The 22736-nt window shown below is 63.1% G+C and carries 18 protein-coding genes; 7 read left to right on the top strand and 11 right to left on the bottom strand.

Features of this window, described 5'->3' with window-relative positions; translation table 11 throughout:
• The first annotated feature begins 29 nt into the window (after positions 1–29).
• Positions 30–467: a DUF2231 domain-containing protein gene (locus DFO46_RS09060; protein ID WP_120277072.1), complete on the top strand. Its 438-nt coding sequence runs from the start codon at positions 30–32 to the stop codon at positions 465–467.
• Positions 464–2125: a sorbosone dehydrogenase family protein gene (locus DFO46_RS09065; RefSeq protein WP_120277073.1), complete on the top strand. Its 1662-nt coding sequence runs from the start codon at positions 464–466 to the stop codon at positions 2123–2125. The genes DFO46_RS09060 and DFO46_RS09065 overlap by 4 nt, the downstream gene beginning before the upstream one ends.
• An 82-nt stretch (positions 2126–2207) precedes the next feature.
• Here DFO46_RS09065 and DFO46_RS09070 read toward each other — a convergent pair whose 3' ends face one another.
• The 3 genes from DFO46_RS09070 to DFO46_RS23875 all read right to left on the bottom strand — a co-directional run bounded on the left by DFO46_RS09070 (position 2208) and on the right by DFO46_RS23875 (position 3358).
• On the bottom strand, positions 2208–2741 hold the full coding sequence (locus DFO46_RS09070) for an SRPBCC family protein (protein ID WP_120277074.1): 534 nt from the start codon (positions 2739–2741) through the stop codon (positions 2208–2210).
• Positions 2738–3109 (bottom strand): metalloregulator ArsR/SmtB family transcription factor, encoded by a 372-nt coding sequence (locus DFO46_RS09075; RefSeq protein WP_110793292.1) that lies wholly within the window; start codon positions 3107–3109, stop codon positions 2738–2740. Before DFO46_RS09075 ends, DFO46_RS09070 begins: the two co-directional genes overlap by 4 nt.
• Positions 3110–3193: 84 nt before the next feature.
• Positions 3194–3358 (bottom strand): hypothetical protein, encoded by a 165-nt coding sequence (locus DFO46_RS23875; RefSeq protein WP_165826339.1) that lies wholly within the window; start codon positions 3356–3358, stop codon positions 3194–3196.
• Positions 3359–3500: 142 nt separating this feature from the next.
• Here DFO46_RS23875 and DFO46_RS09080 point away from each other — a divergent pair, with 142 nt between their 5' ends.
• Positions 3501–4328 carry a DUF1206 domain-containing protein gene (locus tag DFO46_RS09080; RefSeq protein WP_120277075.1) on the top strand — a complete coding sequence of 276 codons (828 nt, stop codon included), beginning with the start codon at positions 3501–3503 and terminating at the stop codon, positions 4326–4328.
• A 37-nt stretch (positions 4329–4365) separates the two neighbouring features.
• Here DFO46_RS09080 and DFO46_RS09085 read toward each other — a convergent pair whose 3' ends face one another.
• Positions 4366–4995 (bottom strand): NAD(P)H-binding protein, encoded by a 630-nt coding sequence (locus DFO46_RS09085; RefSeq protein WP_120277076.1) that lies wholly within the window; start codon positions 4993–4995, stop codon positions 4366–4368.
• Between the two features lie 158 nt (positions 4996–5153).
• Entirely contained in the window at positions 5154–7058 is a 1905-nt protein-coding gene (locus tag DFO46_RS09090) for a methyl-accepting chemotaxis protein (protein ID WP_120277077.1), read from the bottom strand.
• A gap of 843 nt (positions 7059–7901) precedes the next feature.
• On the opposite strand from DFO46_RS09090, the gene DFO46_RS09095 reads away from it, so the two are divergent.
• Both DFO46_RS09095 and DFO46_RS09100 read left to right on the top strand, forming a co-directional pair.
• The gene (locus DFO46_RS09095) at positions 7902–11681 is read left to right on the top strand and encodes a vitamin B12-dependent ribonucleotide reductase (RefSeq protein WP_120277078.1); all 3780 of its coding nucleotides are present in this window, start codon (positions 7902–7904) and stop codon (positions 11679–11681) included.
• Between the two features lie 107 nt (positions 11682–11788).
• Positions 11789–12961 (top strand): HNH endonuclease, encoded by a 1173-nt coding sequence (locus DFO46_RS09100; RefSeq protein ID WP_120277079.1) that lies wholly within the window; start codon positions 11789–11791, stop codon positions 12959–12961.
• Positions 12962–13421: 460 nt separating this feature from the next.
• Here the strand turns inward: DFO46_RS09100 and DFO46_RS09105 are convergent, their stop codons facing one another.
• The gene (locus DFO46_RS09105; protein WP_120277080.1) at positions 13422–13706 is read right to left on the bottom strand and encodes a GIY-YIG nuclease family protein; all 285 of its coding nucleotides are present in this window, start codon (positions 13704–13706) and stop codon (positions 13422–13424) included.
• 1277 nt (positions 13707–14983) lie between these two features.
• Here DFO46_RS09105 and DFO46_RS09110 point away from each other — a divergent pair.
• Entirely contained in the window at positions 14984–15295 is a 312-nt protein-coding gene (locus DFO46_RS09110; protein WP_110793227.1) for a DUF1883 domain-containing protein, read from the top strand.
• Between the two features lie 45 nt (positions 15296–15340).
• On the opposite strand, the gene DFO46_RS09115 is transcribed toward DFO46_RS09110, so the two are convergent.
• The 5 genes from DFO46_RS09115 to DFO46_RS09135 all read right to left on the bottom strand — a co-directional run bounded on the left by DFO46_RS09115 (position 15341) and on the right by DFO46_RS09135 (position 22192).
• A complete protein-coding gene (locus DFO46_RS09115) occupies positions 15341–16756 on the bottom strand; it encodes an NAD(P)/FAD-dependent oxidoreductase (RefSeq protein ID WP_183041868.1) in 1416 nt (471 codons plus the stop codon).
• On the bottom strand, positions 16746–18239 hold the full coding sequence (locus DFO46_RS09120; RefSeq protein ID WP_120277082.1) for a diguanylate cyclase: 1494 nt from the start codon (positions 18237–18239) through the stop codon (positions 16746–16748). Before DFO46_RS09120 ends, DFO46_RS09115 begins: the two co-directional genes overlap by 11 nt.
• Before the next feature lie 82 nt (positions 18240–18321).
• Positions 18322–19632 (bottom strand): replication-associated recombination protein A, encoded by a 1311-nt coding sequence (locus tag DFO46_RS09125; RefSeq protein WP_120277083.1) that lies wholly within the window; start codon positions 19630–19632, stop codon positions 18322–18324.
• Entirely contained in the window at positions 19629–20963 is a 1335-nt protein-coding gene (locus DFO46_RS09130) for a DegQ family serine endoprotease (protein WP_245422608.1), read from the bottom strand. Before DFO46_RS09130 ends, DFO46_RS09125 begins: the two co-directional genes overlap by 4 nt.
• Before the next feature lie 179 nt (positions 20964–21142).
• On the bottom strand, positions 21143–22192 hold the full coding sequence (locus tag DFO46_RS09135; protein ID WP_120277085.1) for a serine hydrolase: 1050 nt from the start codon (positions 22190–22192) through the stop codon (positions 21143–21145).
• Positions 22193–22342: 150 nt separating this feature from the next.
• On the opposite strand from DFO46_RS09135, the gene DFO46_RS09140 reads away from it, so the two are divergent.
• Positions 22343–22711, top strand: a complete 369-nt coding sequence (locus DFO46_RS09140) for a hypothetical protein (protein WP_120278196.1) — start codon at positions 22343–22345, stop codon at positions 22709–22711.
• Positions 22712–22736: the final 25 nt, after the last annotated feature.

Genomic DNA, 22736 nt, shown 5'->3' on the forward strand with positions numbered 1-22736 from the left:
GTCCCACCTCCAGACAGGCTGAGATCCCCATGGCTCTACAATCTCCCCCCGCCGCGTCGAACGCCTATCCGTTTTCGGCGCTGTTCGTCCCCTTTCCCTTCGTCTGCTTCACACTCGTCCTCCTCACGGACATTCTCTACTGGCGGACCTCGAACCTGATGTGGAGCAATTTTTCCGACTGGCTGCTGTTCTTCGGCCTGATCGTCGGCGCGATCTCGCTGATCGCCGGCCTCATCGATCTCGTCCGCCCCGCCACGCGGGCGCTGCGTCCGCCGCTTGCCGCCGTCGTCGTCTATATCGGCGTGCTTCTGCTCGGCACCCTCAACAGCTTCATTCATGCCGGCGACGGCTGGACCGCCATCGTGCCCGCCGGGCTGATCGCCTCGGCCGTCACGCTGCTTGCGATGATCGCCAGCGTCTACCTCACCGCCGGAACCCGTACCGCCAATGCCTGGAGGATCCCATGACATCAACGTCCCCGCGATTGCGCCGCCCGCTCCGTCGAACCGCGCTTGCCTCCAGCGCCCTGATCGTGCTGGCCCTTGCCGGCTGCAGCGACAGCGACGACAGCTTCGACATCTCCAGCCAGATCGGCCCGGATCCGGTGCTGCCGGAACCGAGCCAGAGCCTCGTCCCCGACCTCAAGGTGGCGCCGGTCGTCGGCTGGGGTGAAGACGAGACGCCCGCCGTGGCGGACGGCTTCACCGTCACCGCCTATGCCCGCGATCTTTCCAATCCGCGCACGGTCCACACCCTGCCGAATGGCGATGTGCTCGTCGTGCAGAGCAAGGCGCCTCCGGGCAAACCCGTGGAGCGGCCGAAGGACGTGATCCGGGACTTCATCATGGGCATCGCATCGGGCGGTGGTGGTGGCGAGGCCAAGCCGACCAACCTGATCACGCTTTTGCGCGACACCGACCGCAACGGCACTGTCGATGAACGTCATGATCTTCTCACCGATCTCAACTCCCCCTTCGGCCTCGCCTTTGCCGACGACACGCTTTATGTCGCTGCCGCCGACGCCGTGCTCGCTTACGACTACACGCTCGGCCAGACCGAGATCACCACGCCGCCGCGCGTCGTGACGCCCCTTCCCGGCGGCCCGATCAACCACCACTGGACGAAGGATCTGGCGCTCAGCCCCGACGGCCGTTTTCTCTATGCCTCCGTCGGCTCCAATTCCAATGCCGGCGAACGCGGGCTGGAGGCGGAAAAGGGGCGTGCCGCCATCTGGCAGATCGACCGCGAAAGCGGCGCCTCGCGCATCTATGCGTCGGGCCTGCGCAATCCCAATGGCCTCACCTTCAACCCGGAAAGCGGTGCGCTCTGGACCGTGGTCAACGAGCGCGACGAGCTCGGCCCGAATCTGGTGCCCGACTACATGACCTCTGTGAAGGACCGCGCCTTCTATGGCTGGCCCTGGAGCTATTATGGCCAGCATGTCGATGCGCGCCTGCATCCGCCGCGCCCTGACATGGTCGAACAGGCGATCAAGCCGGATTATGCGCTGTCCAGCCATGTGGCGGCGCTGGGCCTTGCCTTCTCCTATGGCATGGGCCTGCCGGAGCCTTATGCCAACGGCGCTTTTGTCGGCAATCGCGGCAGCTGGAACCGCGACCATTTCAACGGCTATAAAGTGCTCTTCGTGCCCTTCGAAAACGGCAAACCCTCGGGTGATCCGCAGGATATCGTCACGGGCTTCCTGAATGCCGACGAAGAGGCCCGCGGCCGCCCGGTCGGTCTCGGTTTCGACGGCACCGGCGCGCTTCTCGTCGCAGACGATGCCGGCAACACCGTCTGGCGGGTTGCCGCCACCGGCGCCACGCCACTTGCCGAACCTTTGAGCACCGACCAGATGCCGCCGAATGCACCGGCCGCCACGGCTGCACCCGCTGCAGCGGACGGCACCGAGACCGGCGGCACAGGCTCGTCCCCGGCCACGACACCCGGCGTCGCCCCGGCAGAGGATCCGGCCGTCGCACCGACCCCGGCGACACCGGCCGATCCCGGCAATGGCACACTCGCCCCGCCGTCCACGACGCCGCCGCAGACCGATGTGCCGGCAACGGACCCTGAGGGTGCGGTGCAGGATGCCCCGGCACCCGCGACACCAGCCCAGCCCTGAGTGGATCGTCCCCTTGCAAAACACAAAACAGATGAGCCTCCCCGTCACCGGGGAGGCTCTCATCATTTGGGGGCATCTTTGATCAGGCCGGCAGCCGCTTGTCGTAGTCGCCCTTGAGCTTCAGCCAGCCATCCCAGAAAGGCTCTGTCCGACCACCTCTGACCTTGGCCTGGAGAATGTCGAGATGCATATGCCAGCCGGCGCCGACCATCAGCAGGTTGGCGCGGTCGGAAATCCGGCGATGCGTCACCGTCAGCAGCACCTCGTCGCCTTCGGGCCGCAGGTCGAAGCAGACCTCGCCGCTCTCGCCCCAGGTGAAGACCAGCCGCTTGTCCTTCTGCAGTTCCAGCACGCGGCTCTTCATCCGCATTTCCTCGCCGAAGTCTTCGGGACGCATGCCCGGCGGATCGGTCAGTTCGTCATTGCGCCAGACCAGTTCGAAGGCGGACCCGGCCTTCTCTTCCATGGCACCCGAGGCCAGCCATTGCCGCCGCAGGTCGCTGTCGGTCAGGTAGCCCCAGATCCGCGAGGCTGGGCCGGGCAGCAAGCGTTCGATCACCAAAGTCTGCGGCTCGGCGAGCCGCCCGTAAGCATTCACGTCCAGTCGTTGCGTCATCGTCTCTCTCCATCCGTGTCATCATGAGGGGAAGATGCGGCGTCCTGCGCGCGCAGGATCCGCTCGAGGACATCCAGCCGGCCGGTCCAGAAGTGCTCGTAGGCGCTCAGCCACTGGTGGGCACCGGCAAGCGGCCCCGGCTCCAGCCGGCAGAGATGGGTGCGACCTTTCACTTCACGCCGAATCAGGCCCGCCGTCTCCAGCACCTTGATGTGCTTGGAGGCCGCCGCCAGCGACATGGCAAAGGGCTCCGCCAGTTCGCCGACGCTGCGCTCGCCATCGGACAGGGCTGCGAGCATCCGACGGCGGGTATCATCGCCCAGCGCGTGAAAGATCGTATCGAGGGGGTGCGCAGATAATTCAACCATGTGGTTGAACATGAGCGCAACAAATCCAATTGTCAACCATATGGTTGAGGATTCATTTCCGGGGCAAAGTGTGACGGGGGAGCGTCAAATAACCAGCAGGCTGCTGATGATCAACAAAAGGGCGATCCCCCCAAGAACGAGCGACCAGGCCGAGAGCACAAAGCCGGGCTTGGCGCCGCTGTCGGACTGGGCAGCGTAATCGGTGTCGCGGGGCCGCTGGGTCTCGCCATTTTCCGGTTCCGTCGCCATCCGATACTCCCGTGCTGCTTGCCTCCTAGGGTAACCCGTCGCCGGGGCTTCGGTTCCGGAACAAGCCGGGCAGGAACACGGATGATGCGGGGAACCCCGCCCCCTCTCCTCCGTTTCCTCTCCACACCAGGAGAGGCTTTTCATGAACACCCGATCGAAATTTCATCTGATGGCGCGGGCCGGCTATGGCGCACGCGGCATCGTCTTTCTGCTCGTTGCGGGCCTTGCCCTGTTTTCAAGCCTGGGCGGCGGCAAGGCCGATACGCGCGGCGCGTTGGACGCCATCCTGCAGCAGCCGTTCGGACGGATCTGGATCGGCCTGATCGGGCTCGGGCTTGCCGGCTTCGTCATCTGGCGCCTCGCGCAGTCGCTCGCCAATGCGGATGGCCAGGATGACGACATGAAAGGTTATGCCATCCGCGCCGCCCTCTTCGGCAGTGCGGTCACCTATGCCGGCCTTGCCGTCACCAGCTTCACCATGGCGCTGCAGATGTCGGGCGGTGGCGGCTCCGGCGGTGAACAGGGCCTTGCCGCCTGGGTCATGGCCCAGCCCTTCGGCCGCTATCTCGCCGGCCTGATCGGTCTCGGCTTCGTCATCGGCGGCGTTGTCACCGCCCTGAAGGGCATCAAGCGCAGCTTCGGTCGCTATCTGGAACTCGACGCCGAGAAGAACACGCCGGCGGTGCTGATCTCGATTTACGGCCTCGTCGCGCGGGGTGCGGTCTTCGGCATCATCGGGGTCTTCTTCCTCTACGCCGCCTTCACCGTCGATCCGGAACAGGCCGGCGGCATGGCGGACGCGCTTGCCTGGGTCCACGCGCTCCCCTTCGGCGGCGTCATCTATGCGGTGGTCGCGCTCGGCCTGGCCGCTTTCGGTCTCTACAACTTCGTCGAGGCGCGTTACCGGCGCATCAAGACGCCTGAAGTCGGCGATGTGACGCGACATTTGCCGCTCGGCCGCTTCAGCTGACACCGGACAAACCCGACCGAAGCCGTCGCAGCGCCCTTTACAAAAGGTCCTGCGACGGAATGATGGTCACGCCCGCCGGCGCCGATACCGCCGCCTCCAGCATGGCACGGGCAATGGTCTCCGGCCGGTTCGCCTGAAGCGTACCCGGCAGAAGCGGCTTCAGAACCTTGAGTATCTTGCCCGCCCATTGCTCCATCGGCCGCGGCTCCGGACGCGGCCCATCGATCAGACCCGGCCGGACCAGCACGGTGCGCTCGAACTCAAGCGCCAGAATGTCCCGCTCCGTCTCGCCCTTGACCCGGCTGTAGAAGAACAGCGATTTCACATCCGCCCCCTTTGCCGAGTTGAGGACGAAGGTGCGTGCGCCATGGGCCTTGGCCAGCCTCGCGCTCTCGACCGGATAGTCGTGGTCGACACGGTGAAAGCGCTCGCGCGATCCGGCGGTCTTCAGCGTCGTGCCGAGCGCGCAGATGACCGCATCCACCGCCCAGATCGCCGGGTCCTGCGGCAGCTGTTCGAAATCCAGCGTCGGCGCGGAAAGGCCCTCCCGCGACATTAGCGGGCGACGCGTCGGGGCAGTCACGGCCGTCACGCGCGGGTCAGCGAGCGCCAGCGACAGAACCTGACCGCCGACGAGGCCGGTCGCGCCCAATATCAACAGATGCATGCACCCTCCTTCAACAATGACTGGCGGATTGGCCGGCGCCGGGCAACCCCGCGCCATGCCAAGAGACTGTCTGGCCACCTTGCCCGTTTCGCCCCGCAAACGCAAAAGGCGCCGCATTGCTGCAGCGCCTTTCTTATTTATGGAATTACCGAATTGTCTCAGGCCGCCGTGCGGTAGCTGCCGGAGCCCGTCTGGCCGCCGAGCTGGAAGCGGGCAAGCTGGGCCTGGAGCTGGCGGGCCTCGCCGGCGAGGACCTGGCTGGATGCGGTCGTCTCTTCCACCATGGCGGCGTTCTGCTGGGTCATCTGGTCCATGTGGTTGACCGAGGTGTTGATCTCGCCGAGCGCTGCCGACTGTTCCTCGGCCGCACGGGCAATGGTCACCACATGGTCGTTGACGCGGTTGACGAGCGCCTCGATCTCGCGCAGCGCATCGCCGGTCGACAGCACCAGCGAGACGCCTCCCTTCACCTCTTCGGCCGAGGTGTTGATCAGGGTCTTGATCTCCTTGGCGGCATTCGCCGAACGCTGCGCCAGTTCGCGGACTTCCTGGGCAACGACGGCGAAACCACGACCGGCTTCACCGGCACGCGCTGCTTCGACGCCGGCATTCAGCGCCAGAAGGTTGGTCTGGAAGGCGATCTCGTCGATGACAGAAATGATCTGGCTGATCTTGCTCGAGGACTGCTCGATGCGGCCCATGGCGTCGATGGCGTTGCGGACGATGTCGCCCGACTTGCCGGCACTGTCCTTGGTCTCGCGGACCATCTGCGAGGCTTCGTTGGCGCGCTGCGTCGAAGTCTTGACCGTCGTGGTGATCTCTTCAAGCGCCGCCGCCGTCTCTTCGAGGGATGCGGCCTGCTGTTCGGTGCGACGGGCCAGCTGGTTGGCAGCCGAGGACAGTTCGCCGGAATTGCCGGTGATGGTGCCGGCCGCCGTCAGAATGTTCTGCATCGTCTGGCGCAGCACCGCCATGGTCTGGTTCACATTGCCCTGGAGTTCGGCAAAGGCGCCCTGGAACTGGCCCTGCATTTCGTGGGTCAGGTCGGCATCGGCGAGTGCTGCAATGACGCGACGCACTTCGGTGATGCCACGGTCGACATTGGCCACCAGTTCGTTGACCGAGCCGGCAAAACGCTGCAGGTCGGCATCGTCATAGGTCTTCGAAATCCGCTGCGAGAAATCGCCGGCGGCAGCAGAGGCCACGATGACGCTGATCGAGGACTGCAGGTCCTTGCTCTGGGCGGTGAGTGCCGCTTCCTGCGCTTCCATGGCGCGCATATGCTCTTCATTGACACGGAAGACTTCGAGAGCGCGGGCCATTTCGCCGATCTCGTCCTTGCGCTCGGTGCCGCGGATGCTGTCGGGACGACGGCCGGCGGCCATGTCCGACATCACGGCGGTCAGGCTGCGGATCGGATTGACGATGCCACGACGGGCGAGCACGAAGCTGACGGCGACACCGGCGATAATGCAGACGGCGGCGGTGACGATCTGCACCAGCATGGTGAAGCTGGAGGCGGCAAGCGCATTGTCACGCGATGCGGTGAGCGTGGTGGCCGACAGCGTCGAATATTCCTTGACTGCCGAGGTCACCACCTTCTGGGCATCGAGCGCCTTGGCAAGCTCGGCCTTCATCACCGCCGGGTCCTTGCCGGCATCCGAACCGGCAACCGCGACCATGGCGCGGATCTGGGTGAAATAGGCGTCCAGCGTGCCCTTGATCTTGTCGAGCAGCTGGCTTTCCGTGGCGTTGGCGGTGGACGCGATCTTCGGCAGGCGCGCCAACATCTCGCTCGAGCGCTTGTCGGTCTCGGCGGCAAAGTCGGCCGCCTTTTCCGGCGACAGCGCCAGCTGGTAGGTCATGCGCGAGATGGCAATGATATCCACGCGCAGGTCCATGGCTTCACGGGCCACTTCCTCGCGGGCGCCCGTGTCTTTGAGCGCCGCACCGAGCGACGACAGGCCCTGGGCGCCGACGGTGGCGATGGCCGCCGCCGCCACGCCCATCAGGACGACGACGAGGCTCACCTTCTTCAGAATGGACAGATTGGCAATCGACATCAACGCGCTCCATACAAACCCGCCATCCTGGCAGGTGACCATCTCGGCCGGGCATGGAGGTCATTCCACACAAATCGAGCGCTAAATTAGGAGCCACATATTTCCAATTCGTTGCAATTGCGGCCTGAAATTCGATGGTGTGCTGCACCGCACTGTGACCTTTCCAAAGCCGCCATCACAACGCGCGCAGCAAGCGTTCAGCCAACCGACGACATCGCGTCATCCCCAGCTTTTCCACCGCACAAATCCGGCCAATTCGCCTGTGGACAGCGGCGCTGGACACTATGGGTAGTGTGCCACCGCCGGACAGAAAAATATTCGTGACGGAAGCTTGACAGGCCGGAGCCCCTGCCCCGCCTGCGATCGCTGCAGCAGAAAGGCAAGACATTCCCGTGACTTCGGCCTTTTGCCCGTTATCCACAACAGGGCACCACAAGATATAGCGTTAACATTTCCTTCACAGACCACCCCTTGACGGAATCAGTCGGGTCGATGTTAATGGATCCTGTTGCGGCGGCGACTGGACCGGGCATGAACGAGGCCGGGTTTCATCAAAATTTGTAGCGGCTTTCTTGCACCTGGAACGGCGTTCTGACGACGTCGCCCATGATAGGAATTCTGTGCGACTTTTGACCGCCCGGCAGGGGGTCTATGTCTGGCGGCAATAATCTGTTAATACTATATTTAGCGTTTGCAGCCACCATCACCACAAGATACAGGGTGCCCAGTCTTCGGATGAATCACCTGACAGACGAACAAATCACTGGCTGTGCGGTTTGACGCGCGCAACCGGACGCCATATTTCGCGCCTTATCGGCGCCCAAGATCGAGGGACACAGGCAGATGCGCATTGAACGTCGCTTCACCAAACCGGGGCAGTCCGCTTATGCGGAGATCGAGTTCCGCAAGGCCATCAGCGAGATCAAGAACCCCGACGGCTCAATCGTATTTCGTCTTGCCGACATTGACGTCCCGGCCCAGTTCAGCCAGGTGGCGGCCGACATTCTCGCCCAGAAATATTTCCGCAAGGCCGGCGTTCCGAAGATCCTGAAGAAGGTTGAGGAAAACGACGTTCCTTCCTTCCTCTGGCGCTCGGTTGCCGACGAGAAGGCCCTCGCTTCCCTGCCTGAAAACGAACGCTACGGCTCGGAAACCGATGCCCGCCAGGTCTTCGATCGCCTGGCCGGCACCTGGACCTACTGGGGCTGGAAGGGCAAGTACTTCTCGTCTGAAGAAGACGCTGCCGCCTTCAAGGACGAGCTCTCCTACATGCTCGCCACCCAGCGCGTCGCACCGAATTCCCCGCAGTGGTTCAACACCGGCCTGCACTGGGCCTATGGCATCGATGGCCCCGGCCAGGGCCATTTCTATGTCGACCCCTTCACCGGCAAGCTGGTCAAGTCGAAGTCGGCCTATGAACACCCGCAGCCGCATGCCTGCTTCATCCAGTCCGTCGAAGACGACCTGGTCAACGAAGGCGGCATCATGGACCTCTGGGTCCGCGAAGCCCGTCTCTTCAAGTATGGCTCCGGCACCGGCTCCAACTTCTCCTATCTGCGCGGCGAAGGCGAAAAGCTGTCCGGCGGCGGCCGTTCCTCCGGCCTCATGTCGTTCCTGAAGATCGGCGACCGGGCTGCCGGTGCCATCAAGTCCGGCGGCACCACCCGCCGTGCGGCCAAGATGGTCGTGGTCGACATCGACCATCCGGATATCGAAGCCTATATCGACTGGAAGGTGAAGGAAGAGCAGAAGGTTGCAGCCCTCGTCACCGGCTCCAAGATCGTCGCCAAGCACCTGAAGGCGATCATGAAGGCCTGCGTCAACTGCGAGGCTGACAACGGCGCCTGCTTCGACCCGAACGAGAACCCTGCCCTGAAGCGCGAAATCCGCGCCGCGAAGAAGGACCAGGTTCCGGAAAACTACATCAAGCGCGTCATCCAGTTCGCCCAGCAGGGCTACAAGGATCTCGAGTTCAAGACCTATGACACCGACTGGGATTCGGAAGCCTATCTCACCGTGTCGGGCCAGAACTCGAACAACTCCGTCTCGCTGAAGGACGATTTTTTGCGCGCTGTCGAAAACGACGGCGACTGGAACCTGACCGCCCGCAAGGACGGCAAGGTGATGAAGACGCTGAAGGCCCGCGACCTCTGGGACAAGATCTCCTATGCCGCCTGGGCATCGGCAGATCCTGGCCTGCACTTCAACACGACGATGAACGACTGGCACACCTCGCCGGCAGCGGGCCCGATCCGCGCCTCGAACCCGTGCTCGGAATACATGTTCCTCGACGACACGGCCTGTAACCTCGCTTCGCTCAACCTGCTCCGCTTCAAGGACCAGACGACCAAGAACATCGACATCGGCGACTACGAACATGCCGTCCGCCTGTGGACCGTCGTGCTCGAAGTCTCCGTGATGATGGCGCAGTTCCCATCGCGCCAGATCGCCGAACTCTCCTATGAATACCGCACGCTCGGCCTCGGCTATGCCAATATCGGCGGCCTCTTGATGTCCTCCGGCATCCCCTATGACTCGGCCGAAGGCCGTGCCATCGCAGGTAGCCTTACCGCCATCATGACCGGCGTCTCCTATGCGACGTCAGCCGAAATCGCCTCGGAACTCGGCCCCTTCCCGGGCTTTGCGCCGAACCGTGACAACATGCTGCGCGTCATCCGCAACCATCGCCGCGCAGCACTCGGCCTGTCGGACGGCTATGAAGGCCTCTCCGTCAATCCCGTGCCGCTTGTTCATGCCGACTGCACCGATCCTGATCTGATCGCCCATGCGACGGCTGCCTGGGACAAGGCTTTGGCGCTCGGCGAAAAGCATGGCTACCGCAATGCCCAGGTCTCGGTCATCGCGCCGACCGGCACGATCGGTCTCGTGATGGACTGCGACACCACCGGCATCGAGCCCGACTTCGCACTGGTCAAGTTCAAGAAGCTCGCCGGTGGCGGCTACTTCAAGATCATCAACGCTGCCGTTCCGGAAGCGCTGCGCACGCTGGGTTACTCTGAATCCCAGATCGCCGAAATCGACGCCTATGCCGTCGGCCATGGCAACCTGAACCAGGCGCCGGGCATCAACCCGACGACGCTGCGTGCCAAGGGCTTCACCGACGAGAAGATCGAGGCCGTCAACGGCGCGCTGAAGTCTGCCTTCGACATCAAGTTCGTCTTCAACCAGTGGACGCTCGGCGCCGACTTCCTCAAGGACACCCTCAAGGTTTCCGACGAGCAGCTCGCCGACATGAGCTTCAACCTGCTCGACCACATGGGCTTCTCGAAGAAGGACATCGAGGCTGCCAACATCCATGTCTGCGGTGCGATGACGCTCGAAGGCGCGCCCTTCCTGAAGGCCGAACATCTGCCGGTCTTCGATTGCGCCAATCCCTGCGGCAAGATCGGCAAGCGGTATCTCTCGGTCGAATCCCACATCCGCATGATGGCAGCGGCCCAGCCGTTCATCTCGGGTGCGATCTCCAAGACGATCAACATGCCGAACGAAGCGACCGTCGAAGACTGCGGCGCCGCCTACATGCTGTCCTGGAAGCTGGCCCTCAAGGCCAACGCGCTTTATCGCGACGGCTCGAAGCTTTCCCAGCCGCTCAATGCCTCGCTTATCGAAGACGAGGACAATGACGACGCACTCGACGACCTGTTGGCTCAGCCCGCTGCCGCCCAGGCCGTCACCATCACGGAACGCATCGTCGAGCGCATCGTCGAGCGGGTCGTACGCGAACAGGAAAAGCTGCCGACCCGCCGCAAGGGGTATACCCAGAAGGCGAAGATCGGCGGTCACACCATCTTCCTGCGCACCGGCGAATATGACGACGGGCGTCTGGGCGAAATCTTCCTCGACATGAACAAGGAAGGCTCGGCGCTGCGCGCCTTCATCAACAACTTCGCCATCTCCGTCTCGCTCGGCCTGCAATATGGCGTACCGCTCGAGGAATATGTCGACGCCTTCACCTTCACCAAGTTCGAGCCGGCCGGCATGGTCACCGGCAACGACGCGATCAAGAATGCGACGTCGATCCTCGACTACGTCTTCCGCGAGCTTGCGATCTCCTATCTCGGTCGCAGCGATCTCGCCCATGTCGACACGTCAGACTTCTCCGCGACCGCACTCGGCCGTGGCGTCAAGGAAGGCAAGGCGGATGTCGTCTCCAAGGGCCTGACCCGCGGCTACAAGCCGACGCTGGTCTCCAGCCACATGCCGGCTGCGGCCGGCGCCGAGCCCAAGGGCGCCGCCACCGCCGCCCCCGCCAAGGCCTCAACCGTCACCGCCTTCGCATCGGCCGGCAACACCGCCCGCAAGCTCGAAGTGACGACCGCAATCGCAACGTCGGAAGTCGTGTCCTTCAAGCGCGATTACGAGGAACGCGCCGTCGAACTGGCCGAGGAGATCGCCGAAGAAAGCCTCTTCTCCGACACGGCCGCCGACGAGGCCGCCAAGGCGAAGGCGGATGCCAAGCAGCTTGAGGCGACCCGCCGCATGCGGTCGATTGCCCAGGGCTATACGGGCAACATGTGCTCGGAATGCCAGAACTTTACGATGGTTCGGAACGGGACGTGTGAGAAGTGCGACACGTGTGGTGCCACGAGCGGGTGCAGCTGAGGACCACAGGGATAGGTGGAGATTTCGATTTTCACTCGCCTGAGATGAGATAAAGTAAACCCCGCGTCGATTGAGTTCGGCGCGGGGTTTTGGTTGGGAAACTCGACATGCCGATCTGTATCCTCTGCACGTCAGTACGGAATTCGTTCGAGAAGCCTGAACACATTCTCCTCAATGCGTTGGGGGGAAAGAAAACCGTTTATGGAATTATCTGTGACGACTGCAACAACGTTACCGGAAGCACTATAGACCGACACTTGACCCACTCAATTGAATCAATACGTGCGCATGCAGGATTTAAGGCAGGCGATGGTGACGCACCACCAAAACTCAGAAACTTGGGCGGGCGCGCGGTCAAATACGATCTGGTAGATGGCATTCCACGGTTCAGGCCACAGCAAGCCATGGAACGAGAACTAAATGATGATGGCTCGCATACTATCAGCATTCAGGCGCGGGACTTGCCCCACTTACTTCAATTAGTTGAACAAGCAATCACGCGATGGAAACTCACAGACGAAATTGCAGAGAAATTTCGCGCCGAATTTCTTGAACGAAGTGTTGTTCACCATCATCCCACCCCAACAGTCGAATTTAACCTGTCCCTTGGCGACAGGATGTCCCTGCGATCGATGGCAAAGTCGATGCTCGTGCTTTTAGCCAGTCAGATAGGCAACGATTCCCTTTTACATCGAAGTTTCGATGGTGTGCGCCACTTCATCATGAATGACGCGGATACGATCGACGTATCGATCAACTCCAATAGGCTTCCTTCATTTACCGAAGCACATGGACCAACCCCCAGCGTTATTTGGGTTGGACAGGATCTTGACGGAGCAGTGTTCGGCTACTTCAACCTGTACGGGGTAGTAGGATGGACGTTTAAGCTGTCTGATCACTTACCATCTAAGATTAGACCCATCATGCTAATCAATGACCCTCGTCAGCGTGAAAACAGGACAACTGATCCTGAAGCCGCTGAGCTTCTACCAGTCGAACGGGTGAAGGAAAGCGCCTTCAGTGAACAAGATATTGCCAGAGGCATAACGACACTGCACAGCCAAATGCATGAGTACTCGCGTGAACGCTTGATCGAGAAATCGCTATCTGACGAGCTCTCAAAGACAAACTTTGATGAAACCGGTTATGTTGATCCAACCGAAACTCAGCGAGTTCTTGAGGGGCTTGCGTATCGCGTCGTCATGGGATTGTTTCGCGTGCCATGGTCAGAGCCGGTCCAAGGATCAGTGAAGGATCTCAGAGACCGTGAGTTCGACTAGGACTATCTCGACGCGATTGCCGATGTGCCAGCGACAGTGGAAGTCGGCGTTCGATCAGGTCATGCTCACCCGCCGTTACCGAGGCACAAATGCGCCTCCGCAGCTCCCACCTCCCCCATGCGGGGGAGGACGGAAAATCGAAGGCTTAGGCGCGCGTAAGCCGCCTAAACTTCAGATCTTCCTGGAGAGGGGCACGGTTCCGTTGGCACCGACATCACCGAGCCCCCCTCTTGCGAAATCTGAGGTTTGGCCCTGATCGGGCGTCCCGAGGGCTTGTGTCTGGATCCTCGGGTCAAGCCCGAGGATGACGGAGGGTGGGGATTCTGCTGGTATCCTCCTCTACCTTCGTCCTCGGGCGAGCCCTGAGGAGAATACCCAGCCACACCCCCAAGGTTGTCATCCTCGGGCTTGACCCGAGGATCCAGACACAAGCCCTTCAACGGCAGCGACCGGCACCGCCTCACATCAACTCGTAGTACAGATCCCGCCAATCAGGATTGAACCCCTCGATCAGCGCGATCTTCCAGTGCCGATACCAGCGCTTCAGCGACTTCTCCCGCTGGATCGCCGTACCGATGCTGTCGTGCTCCTCATACCAGACCAGCTGCCGGCAACCGTACTTCGAGGCAAATCCCGGCGTCAGCGCCTCTCGATGCTCGTAGATGCGCCGCTCCAGATCGGACGTCACGCCGATATAGAGTGTGCCGTGCTTGTGGTTGGTGACGATATAGACATAGCCCGCCATGCGTGTAGTTTGCTTGTGTCTGGATCCTCGGGTCAAGCCCGAGGATGACGACCTCTCGGGGAGATAGGGGTATCCTCCGCAGACGTTATCCGGTGAAGACAGTAGCGGAGGATACCAGTCGCTCGCCCACACTCCGTCATCCTCGGGCTCGACCCGAGGATCCAGACACAAGCCTTCCGAGGCCAGACGGTCATGACAGACAGCCCCATCTCCAAAAAAAGGGGGATGACTTTCAGACATTTCCCAACAAAATCAAACCCCGAAACATTTTTTCATCCCCCACCCTTTTTCCTTTCGTAGAATCATCGCTGTCCCGCCCTCGGATACACCTGACGATGCGATGTCAGGCGAGGCGGGGCCGGCGCCGGGGTGGAGGGTTGTCGCAGATCCAAATCCCCGGCCCGCTGCAACGGTCTCCCTCCGGACGAAGGGCTTGACGAGGGTGATGGGGTCGGATGCCCCAAAGCCTGGATACCCTGATCGGAAGGACGTGCCTCAGAGGCACACAGACAAGGCGCCCGCGCTGTCGCGAACATCCAGACAGCGGGGCGGAGAAAACGGCGGGGATGGACGCCAGGCCGCAAATGGCCAGTCGATCATCCCCCGGGCGAGGGTCCCGGTCGGATTGGTGCACCATCCGGCGGGAACCTCCCGGGCCACCGGCCAGGCTCTGGCAGAACACTCTTCGGAGCAGACTGCCGCAGCCGGACCCGCGCCCGGTCATCCTCGGTCCTCGGGTCAAACCCGAGGATGACGAGGACCGTCGCCGCCTTGCCAGAGAGACGCATGCAGCGGGACAAAACGCCGAACGAGGCGCCGGAAGGAGCCACATAAAATACTTAGACAGGTTGCTTCTGGCGCCTCGTCCGAGACAAGCATGCCCATCCCCGGAGGGAGCGATCCCGACCGGCGGCGAAGCTTGGGTTTTTTGACATTTATACAACATCACCCCTCACCCTGAGGTGCCCGACACAGTCGGGCCTCGAAGGGCGAGGCCACCCCGCTTCCCTCATCCTGAGGTGCCGGGCAACGCCCGGCCTCGAAGGACGAGGCCACCAGCGCAGGATGCTTCGAGGCCCTCGCCATGCGAGGGCACCTCAGCATGAGGGAGCAGAGACACAAGCGCGGAGCCCCACCCTCACCTTTCATTCCCGTGAATGCCGCGTCCCAAAAAAGTCCGCCCTGCCCGGCCCCGCCGCTCCGACCGGCCAACGCTTCCTTAACGGCCTTGCGGTAATTTATGATACATTAAAAGACTGGACGGAGACCCGAGCGAAATGTCCAAACCGACCTTCCGCTTCACCCATTACGACCTCAAGGAACAGCGCGCCGGAACGATCATCGAGGTGACGCTGTCGGCCGTGAACAATGTGCGGCTGATGACGCCGACGAATTTCCAGCGCTTCAAGGAAACGCTGGATTTCAAATTCCTCGGCGGCGTGGCGAAGAAATCGCCGCTCAACATCGTCATCCCGGAAAGCGGCCACTGGCACCTGATCGTCGACATGGAAGGCCATCACGGGCTGGCGGAATCGAAGGTCAAGATGATCGCGGCACCGGCCGTCCAGCCGAAGCAGCGGGCGTCCTGAGCCGGGCCGGCCCGCCCCTCGCCTTTGCCGGTCACTCCTTATCGATCAGCCCTTGCCCGCCGCCAGCACCGCGTCTGCTGCCCGTTCGCCGCTGATGAAGGCGCCATGCACCGTGCCGAAATAGTCGGCGCTGGTGTGTTCGCCCGCCAGGAAGAGGCGCGGCCCGGCCGGCAAGGCCAGCACCTGGTGATCTGAAGGCTGCGCCCCGACCGCCGGGAAGGAATAAGTGCCGAGCGCAAAGGGATCGGCCGACCAGACATGGCGGACCATTGCCTTCGGGGCGACAGCCTTGTCTCCAAACATGTCGCGCAGCACCGCCGTGATATCCGCCCGAAGCGCGGCCTCGTCCATGGCGTCGACGGTTTCGGCATAATCGCCGCTTGCAACCATGGTCAGAACAGCGGCGCCGTGGATCGGCACGAGGTTCAGCATGTCGGCAAACCGGCCGCGCTTTTCTCCGGCAAAACCCAGGAAATGCGGCGCCTCCGGCCAGAAGGCCTGGTCGAAGGCGACCGAGACCTTGGCAAGCCGGCCGAAGCCGATGGTCGCGATCGCCCGGCGATGCGGCTCGGGCAGCGGCGGATCGAAGACGACGCTCCCCGCCTTCAAGACGCCGAGCGGCACGGTGACGATGCAGTGGTCGGCGCTGAGTGTGCCCGTGACGGTGTCGACGGTGACGCCGCCGGCGGAATGCCGGATGCGGCGGACGGGCGCGTTGAGCCGGATGTCGAAGCCTTCGGCCAGCGCTTTCGGCAGCGTGTCATAACCTTCGCGCAGCACGGCGTCCGGCCCGTCGAAGATCTCGCCGGCGTCGAAATGCAGGGCCGAGATCTGCGCGAGCGGCGCGCCGAGGTCGCCCTCATAGGCATCGGTCAGTGCCCAATTGCCGATCGGCTCCTGCAGAAGTGCGGGATCGAGCACGGCGATCACCTCTTCCAGCGAGAGATTGCGATCGCCATCGGCCTCCTCGGCCGCCTTGTCGGCGATCCGGTCAAGGTCGTCGAAAATGTCGTCGGTCTCGAATTCCTCCGGCTCCACGCCACCAGGCTGGAACAGCTGCCATTGCTCCGGATCGACGAAAAAGGGCGTGGCGCCGGTCTGGCTTGCAAGCTCGGCTGCCGGATTGTCGTTGAAACCGTGGATGAAATTGGCGCCGTTCTCGACGGGTACGCCCAGGCTGCGGTCGGTGAAGATGCGCCCGCCGATCCGGTCGCGGGCCTCGAGGACGATCACCTCGGCACCGGCCTCGGTCAGCGTCGCGGCGGCGGAAAGGCCGGCCATGCCGGCACCGACCACGATCACCTTCAGGCCCTTGCCGGCATCTGCAGCCGCCTGCCCCTGCCCTTTGCCGGGCGTCGGTCGCGATGGCGCCGCCAGCGCCTGGCGGGCGAGCGGCAGCGTCGAGAGGCCCGAGCCGGCAAGCAGGAACAGCAGGCGGCGGCGAAGCCGATCAGGCCGCATCGACGGCTGCTCCCACGTTTGGAGCCTCGAGATCTTCGGCGAAGAAGACGCGGCCGCGGCCCGTTTCCTTCGAGGCATAGAGCGCGCGGTCGGCCATGGACATGATGACGCGTGCCGAAGCGCCGTTTTCGGGCGCCGTTGCAATGCCGAGGCTGATGCCGACATCGACGACGGCACCCGTCGACAAGGTGATGGGATCGGAGACCGAGGCGATGATGCGTCTGGCGAGTGCTGCAAGCCGCGCCCTGTCGCGCGCAGCGGTGAGCAGGATGAGGAATTCGTCGCCGCCCACCCGGCCGACGAGACCGGTTTCGCCGACGGCGTCCTTCAGGCGTTCGGCGACCGTGCGGATCACCTCGTCACCGGCGGCGTGGCCGTGGCTGTCATTGACCAGCTTGAAACGATCGAGGTCGCTGGCGATCACGGCAAACGGTGCCTGGGCGAGCCGGTCGGCCGCATCGTTCAGCGCCTTTTCGAAGAAGAGCCGGTTGGCGAGACCCGACAGCGCGTCGCGGTGGGCGAGATCGCGGTTGCGGCGCTCGCTGTCCTCGAGCCGGATCGACAGACGGCTGATATAGCGGCCGAGCACGAAGCTTGCGGCCAGCAGCAGCCCGCACAGCAGCATGACGGCCGGCACGACGACCGGCCAGATCTCGGCACCGGGACGGTAGAGGTCCCAGTTGAAACTGCCCAGGGGCTGGCCGTCGACACTCTTGATCTTCAGGAGACCATCGCCGTTGCGCGCGAATTTCAGGTCGGCATATTCCAGCTGGCCGTTGAGATCGCCGACGAATTCCGCGTTGATCGGCCGCGCCGAGATGAGGATGACCGGATCGCCTTCCGGCAGGGCCACCTCCCCGTCATCGGGTACGATCGCCATGGCGGTGGTGAGCATGACCTCGCCGTCGATCTCGGCATAACCGAAGGCCGCGACCTGGTGAATTTCCGAGGCCGGCACCGGCTTCTGGCCGTAGCCGCCCTCGATCGTGATGCGATGCGCATGATGCCGTTCGATGGCGAGATCGGCGATGGCCTTCAGATCATCTTTGGCGTCGAGATCGCGGGCCGTCAGGTCCACATCGTCCTGCCAGGCCGACATCAGCAGCCGGCCGCCCGGGCCGACCAGAAAACTGCGCTCGTGGCCGAAATCATACCAGAGCGAAGAGACGAACTCCTCGACCACATAGGACGGCCTGAACTTCAGGGTGATATACTTGACCGAGCGGTCCCAGCGCGCGAGCCCGAGCTGGTCGCGGGCGAGCAGGCCGTGGCGGTCGCGCAGGACGTTTTCAAGCAGCACCAGCTGCTTGTCGACGGCAATCTCGTCGGCCTTGCGCGAAGCGATATAGCCGATGAAGAGCAGCGACAGGGCCGAGAGCGTGATCAGGACGAAGGCGAAAAGCCGCACCAGCGCCGGCAGGCCGAACCCTCCGGGCGCACCGCCATCAGACTGAAACTGTGAAACTGAACCGCTCTGCGCCATGCTTCCTCCCTTGCTCGCGGGAAAGAGTAAGGCAGAGCGCTTAAAACCGACTTAAGCCGACATGACGATGCGCAAGTAGGCCTTAGCCACCGCGCTCGCGGCGCAGCTTCGCCCACCAGTCGAGGCGTTTCTTGATCTCGCGCTCGAAGCCCCGCTCCGGCGGATCGTAGAAGGTTTTCCGGCCCATCTTTTCGGGGAAATAGTCCTGTCCGGAAAAGGCGTCCGGCTCATCGTGATCGTAGCGATAGCCCTCGTTGTACCCCTCCGCCTTCATCAGCTTGGTCGGGGCGTTGAGGATGTGTTTGGGCGGCAGAAGCGAGCCGTGTTCCTTGGCGGCGCGCATCGCGGCCTTGTAGGCGACATAGACGCCGTTCGACTTCGGGGCGGTCGCGAGATAGACGCAGGCCTGGGCGAGCGCCAGTTCACCCTCCGGTGAGCCCAGATAATCGTAAGCGTCCTTGGCGGCATTGCAGACGACAAGCGCCTGCGGGTCGGCAAGTCCGATATCCTCCACCGCCATACGCACCAGGCGACGGCCAAGATAGAGGGGATCCTCGCCGGCATCGAACATGCGGCAGAGATAGTAGAGGGCGGCATCGGGATCGGAGCCGCGCACGGCCTTGTGCAGCGCCGAAATCAGATTGTAGTGGCCGTCCTGGCCCTTGTCGTAGACCGGCGCGCGGCGCTGGACGATCTTTCCCAAGCCTTCGGTGTCGAAGACCTCGCCGGGACGGGCAGCGCGCCAGACTTCCTCGGCCAAGGTCAGCGAGGCGCGGCCATCGCCATCGGCCATACGGATCAGGGTTGCGCGCGCATCGGCATCGAGCGGCAGCGGCTTGCCTTCCGTTTCCTCGGCGCGTTTCAGCAGCGTTTCGATGCTATCGGCGTCATGGCTCTTGAAGGTCAGCACCCTCGCCCGCGACAGAAGAGCGGCGTTCAACTCGAAGCTCGGGTTTTCGGTCGTAGCGCCGACGAGGATGACGGTGCCATCCTCCATGACCGGCAAAAAGCTGTCCTGCTGGGCGCGGTTGAAACGGTGGATCTCGTCGACGAAAAGTAGCGTCTGGCGGCCTTCCATGCGGCGGAGCCGCGCACTTTCGAAGACCTTCTTCAGATCGGCCACGCCGGAGAAGATTGCCGAGATCTGTTCGAAGGCCAGCCCCGCCTCGCCGGACAGCAGCCGGGCGACGGTGGTCTTGCCCGTGCCCGGCGGCCCCCAGAAGATCATCGAGCCGAGCGAACCCGACGCGATCATCCGGGCGAGCACGCCGTCCTCGCCGGTCAGGTGTTCCTGGCCGGTGACTTCGGCGAGGTTTTTCGGCCGCAGGCGATCGGCGAGCGGCCGGCGCTCAGCCATTTCCTTCGACATCTGCGGCGCGAAAAGATCACTCATCGAAAGATCTGCCGGATGCGCTGGCCATCCCGTTCGATCTCGACGCGCCAGAAGCCCGGATCGCTTTCGGCGATCTTCTGCAGGTCTTCGACCGAGGCGATATCCTCGCCATTGACCGCAATGACGATATCACGCGGCTGGAAGCCGAGACGGGCAGCCGGCGAGCCGCGCACGACTTCGGTGACGACGACGCCAGTCACCTCGGAGGCCATCTTGAGTTCATAGGCGAGGCGCGGCGACAGATTGCCGGCGCGCATGCCAGCAAAGGGGCTGCGGCCTTCGATCAGCTGGATGTCGCGCGGACGGGTTTCGGGCGCTGCGGCGAGCGTGAGTTCGATCTTTTCCTCGCGGCCATCCTCCTGCACCGTGAGTTCAGCCGTCTTGCCGAGACCTGCGGTGGTCAGGCGGTAGCCGAGGGCGTCGGGATGTTCGACCGGGATGCCGTTGACGGCGGTCACGACCTGGCCCGGCTTCAGGCCTGCCTTGGCGGCCGGACCATCCTCGGCAATGCGCACGACGAGCGCGCCGCGCACCGTTTTCAGGCCGAGTGCTTCGGCAACATCCGACGTGACCGGCTCGAAACTCGCGCCGACATAGGGCTTCTCGAAGCTTGCATCGCCACGATCGGCGGCATCGAGGAAGACGCGCACAAGATTGGCGGGAATGGCAAAGCCGACCCCGTTCGAGCCGCCGCCGCGCGAAAAGATCGCCGTGTTGATGCCGATCAGTTCGCCCCGGGTGTTGACCAGCGCGCCGCCGGAATTGCCGGGATTGATCGCGGCATCGGTCTGGATGAAGAAGCCGAAATCGCCTTCCGTCACCTGGTTGCGGGCAAGTGCGGAGACGATGCCTGAGGTCACCGTCTGGCCGACGCCGAAGGGATTGCCGATGGCGAGCACGAGGTCGCCCACTTCCGTCGAATCGGAGTTTCCGATCGGCAGGGTCGGCATCGTTTCAGGCGCATCGAACTTCAGAACGGCGAGATCGAGGCGGTCATCCTTCAACACCACCTTGACCGGATATTCGCGGCCATCGGCGAGCGCCACCTTGATGTCATCGGCGCCGTCGATGACGTGGTTGTTCGTCACGACCGTGCCGTTCGCCTCGACGATAACGCCGGAGCCGAGCGAGGATTGTTTTTCGGTGCGGTTCGGCATGCGCTGGCCGAAGAACTGTTCGAAGAAGGGATCGCCGGCAAAGAGGCTGGACCGGCTCTGGACGATGCGTTCGGCATAGACATTGACCACGGCGCCGCGCGTCTGCTTGACCAGCGGGGCAAAGGACATCTGCATGTCGAGCTGGCTCTGCGGCACGACCTTGTCCTCAGCCATCACGGGCGGGGCCAGAGGCAGGAAGAGAGCGGCAATCACAGCGATGGGTTTCAGGCGGTCGAAGTGCGGCATGCGAAGATCCTTCAGACGATCAGGAATGTTCTAGACCCGGTTCCTGCGTCCTGAAATAGGCAGAACCAAGGAAGCGTGATCGCAGATGGGGATAACGCCTGTCCGGCTCAAGTCCTGACGGTTTCGATGATGCCGGTCATCAGGGTGTGCAACGCGTCACGGTAACCGGTGCGGGCGGACGGGGCGGCCTCGTTGGAGGTCATGGCGACGGTGAGGCCGAGGCTCGGGGTGATGTAGAGCATCTGGCCGCCATAACCCCAGGCATAGTTGACCTGCTCGCCGGCCATCTCCTTGAGGAACCAGGCATAGCCGTAACCGTCGCCGTTGAAGACGGAATTGGTGCGGCGGATCCAGCTTTCGCGGATCCAGGCTTCGGAGACCAGGCGGGTGCCATCTTCAGTGACGCCGCCCCGGCGATAGAGCTCGCCGAAGGCATGCAGCGAACGCGGCGTCATGGCCATCTGGTTGCCGCCGAGATAATAGCCTTGCGGATCGCGGTCCCAGGCGCCGATGCGGAAACCCTTGAGCGGGCCGAGCCAGTCCCTTGCCAGTGCCAGTGTCGGCTTGCCGGAGACCTTGGTGAGGATCACCGAGAGCAGATGGGTGGAGGCGGTCGAATAGAGCATGCCACCGCCCGGCTCATCGATGAAATCGGCGGCGAGCGCAAAGCGCGTCCAGTTGCGGCTGGCGACCCAGCGGCCGTAATTCGGCCCCGACATGCGGTCGAGTCCTGCGCGCATGGAGAGCAGATGCCCGATGGTGATCTGCGACAGGCGCGGATCGGGATTGTTGGGGAATTCCGAGCGCAGGACGGTTTCGATCTTCTGGTCGACGTCATCGAGCAGGCCCTTGTCGATGGCGATGCCGACCAGCGCCGAGACCACGCATTTCGACGCCGACTTGATGTTGGTCGAGCCATCAAGCGAACTGGTGCCATAGGCGCGTTCACCGAGGGCTTCGCCATTGCGGGTGACGATGACTGTTTCCAGCGTGTCGAGCCTTCGGGCATCCTCAAGCAGGGTCGCGATACGCGGGCGAAGCGCATCGAGATCCGCGGGAGGCAGCGCAGCTGTGGGTTCAGCCGACTGGGCAAAGGTGCGAGAGGCGGAGACGAGCGGGAGGGCGGCGGCTGCCGCAAGCAGGGTTCTTCGGTTCATGCTGGTGAAGGTAGGGAGTACTGCCGTCGATGACAGGACTTTTTGCGGATTTTCACCTGAACGTGAGAGGCTGGCATGCGCGCGCTGCATGGAACGATGCGGTGGTTGTGGACGTTGCCCGCTTAAGTGAAATCAAGCGAGGTCACCATGATGACTGATCCCCATGCAGCAGCCGCACGCGCCATCCTCTTCGCGCTTCTGGCCGGCCCCGTGCTGGCGGGTGCCCTTCCCGCCCAGGCCGCAAGTTTCGACTGCCAGAAACCCGATCTTGCCGAGGACGAGACCGCCATTTGCCAGACGCTGTCGCTGAACGACGTGGACGTGAAGATGGTCACGACCTTCGAGCTTTTGTCCGGCCTTCTCGCCATGGGCGCACGCGGCGAATTGCAGGACCAGCAGATCGCCTGGCTGACGCAGCGCGGCGAATGCAAAGGCGATGTTGCCTGCCTGACGGCTGCCTATACGGCGCGGATGGCGCAGCTCGCGACGGTGTATGAGGGCGTTCAACGGCCGAAGTGACTGGCGTCATGCGGAGTGCTAACAT

The sequence above is a fragment of the Rhizobium sp. AG855 genome (assembly GCF_003610655.1).
In the GTDB taxonomy this organism is placed as follows: domain Bacteria; phylum Pseudomonadota; class Alphaproteobacteria; order Rhizobiales; family Rhizobiaceae; genus Allorhizobium; species Allorhizobium wuzhouense.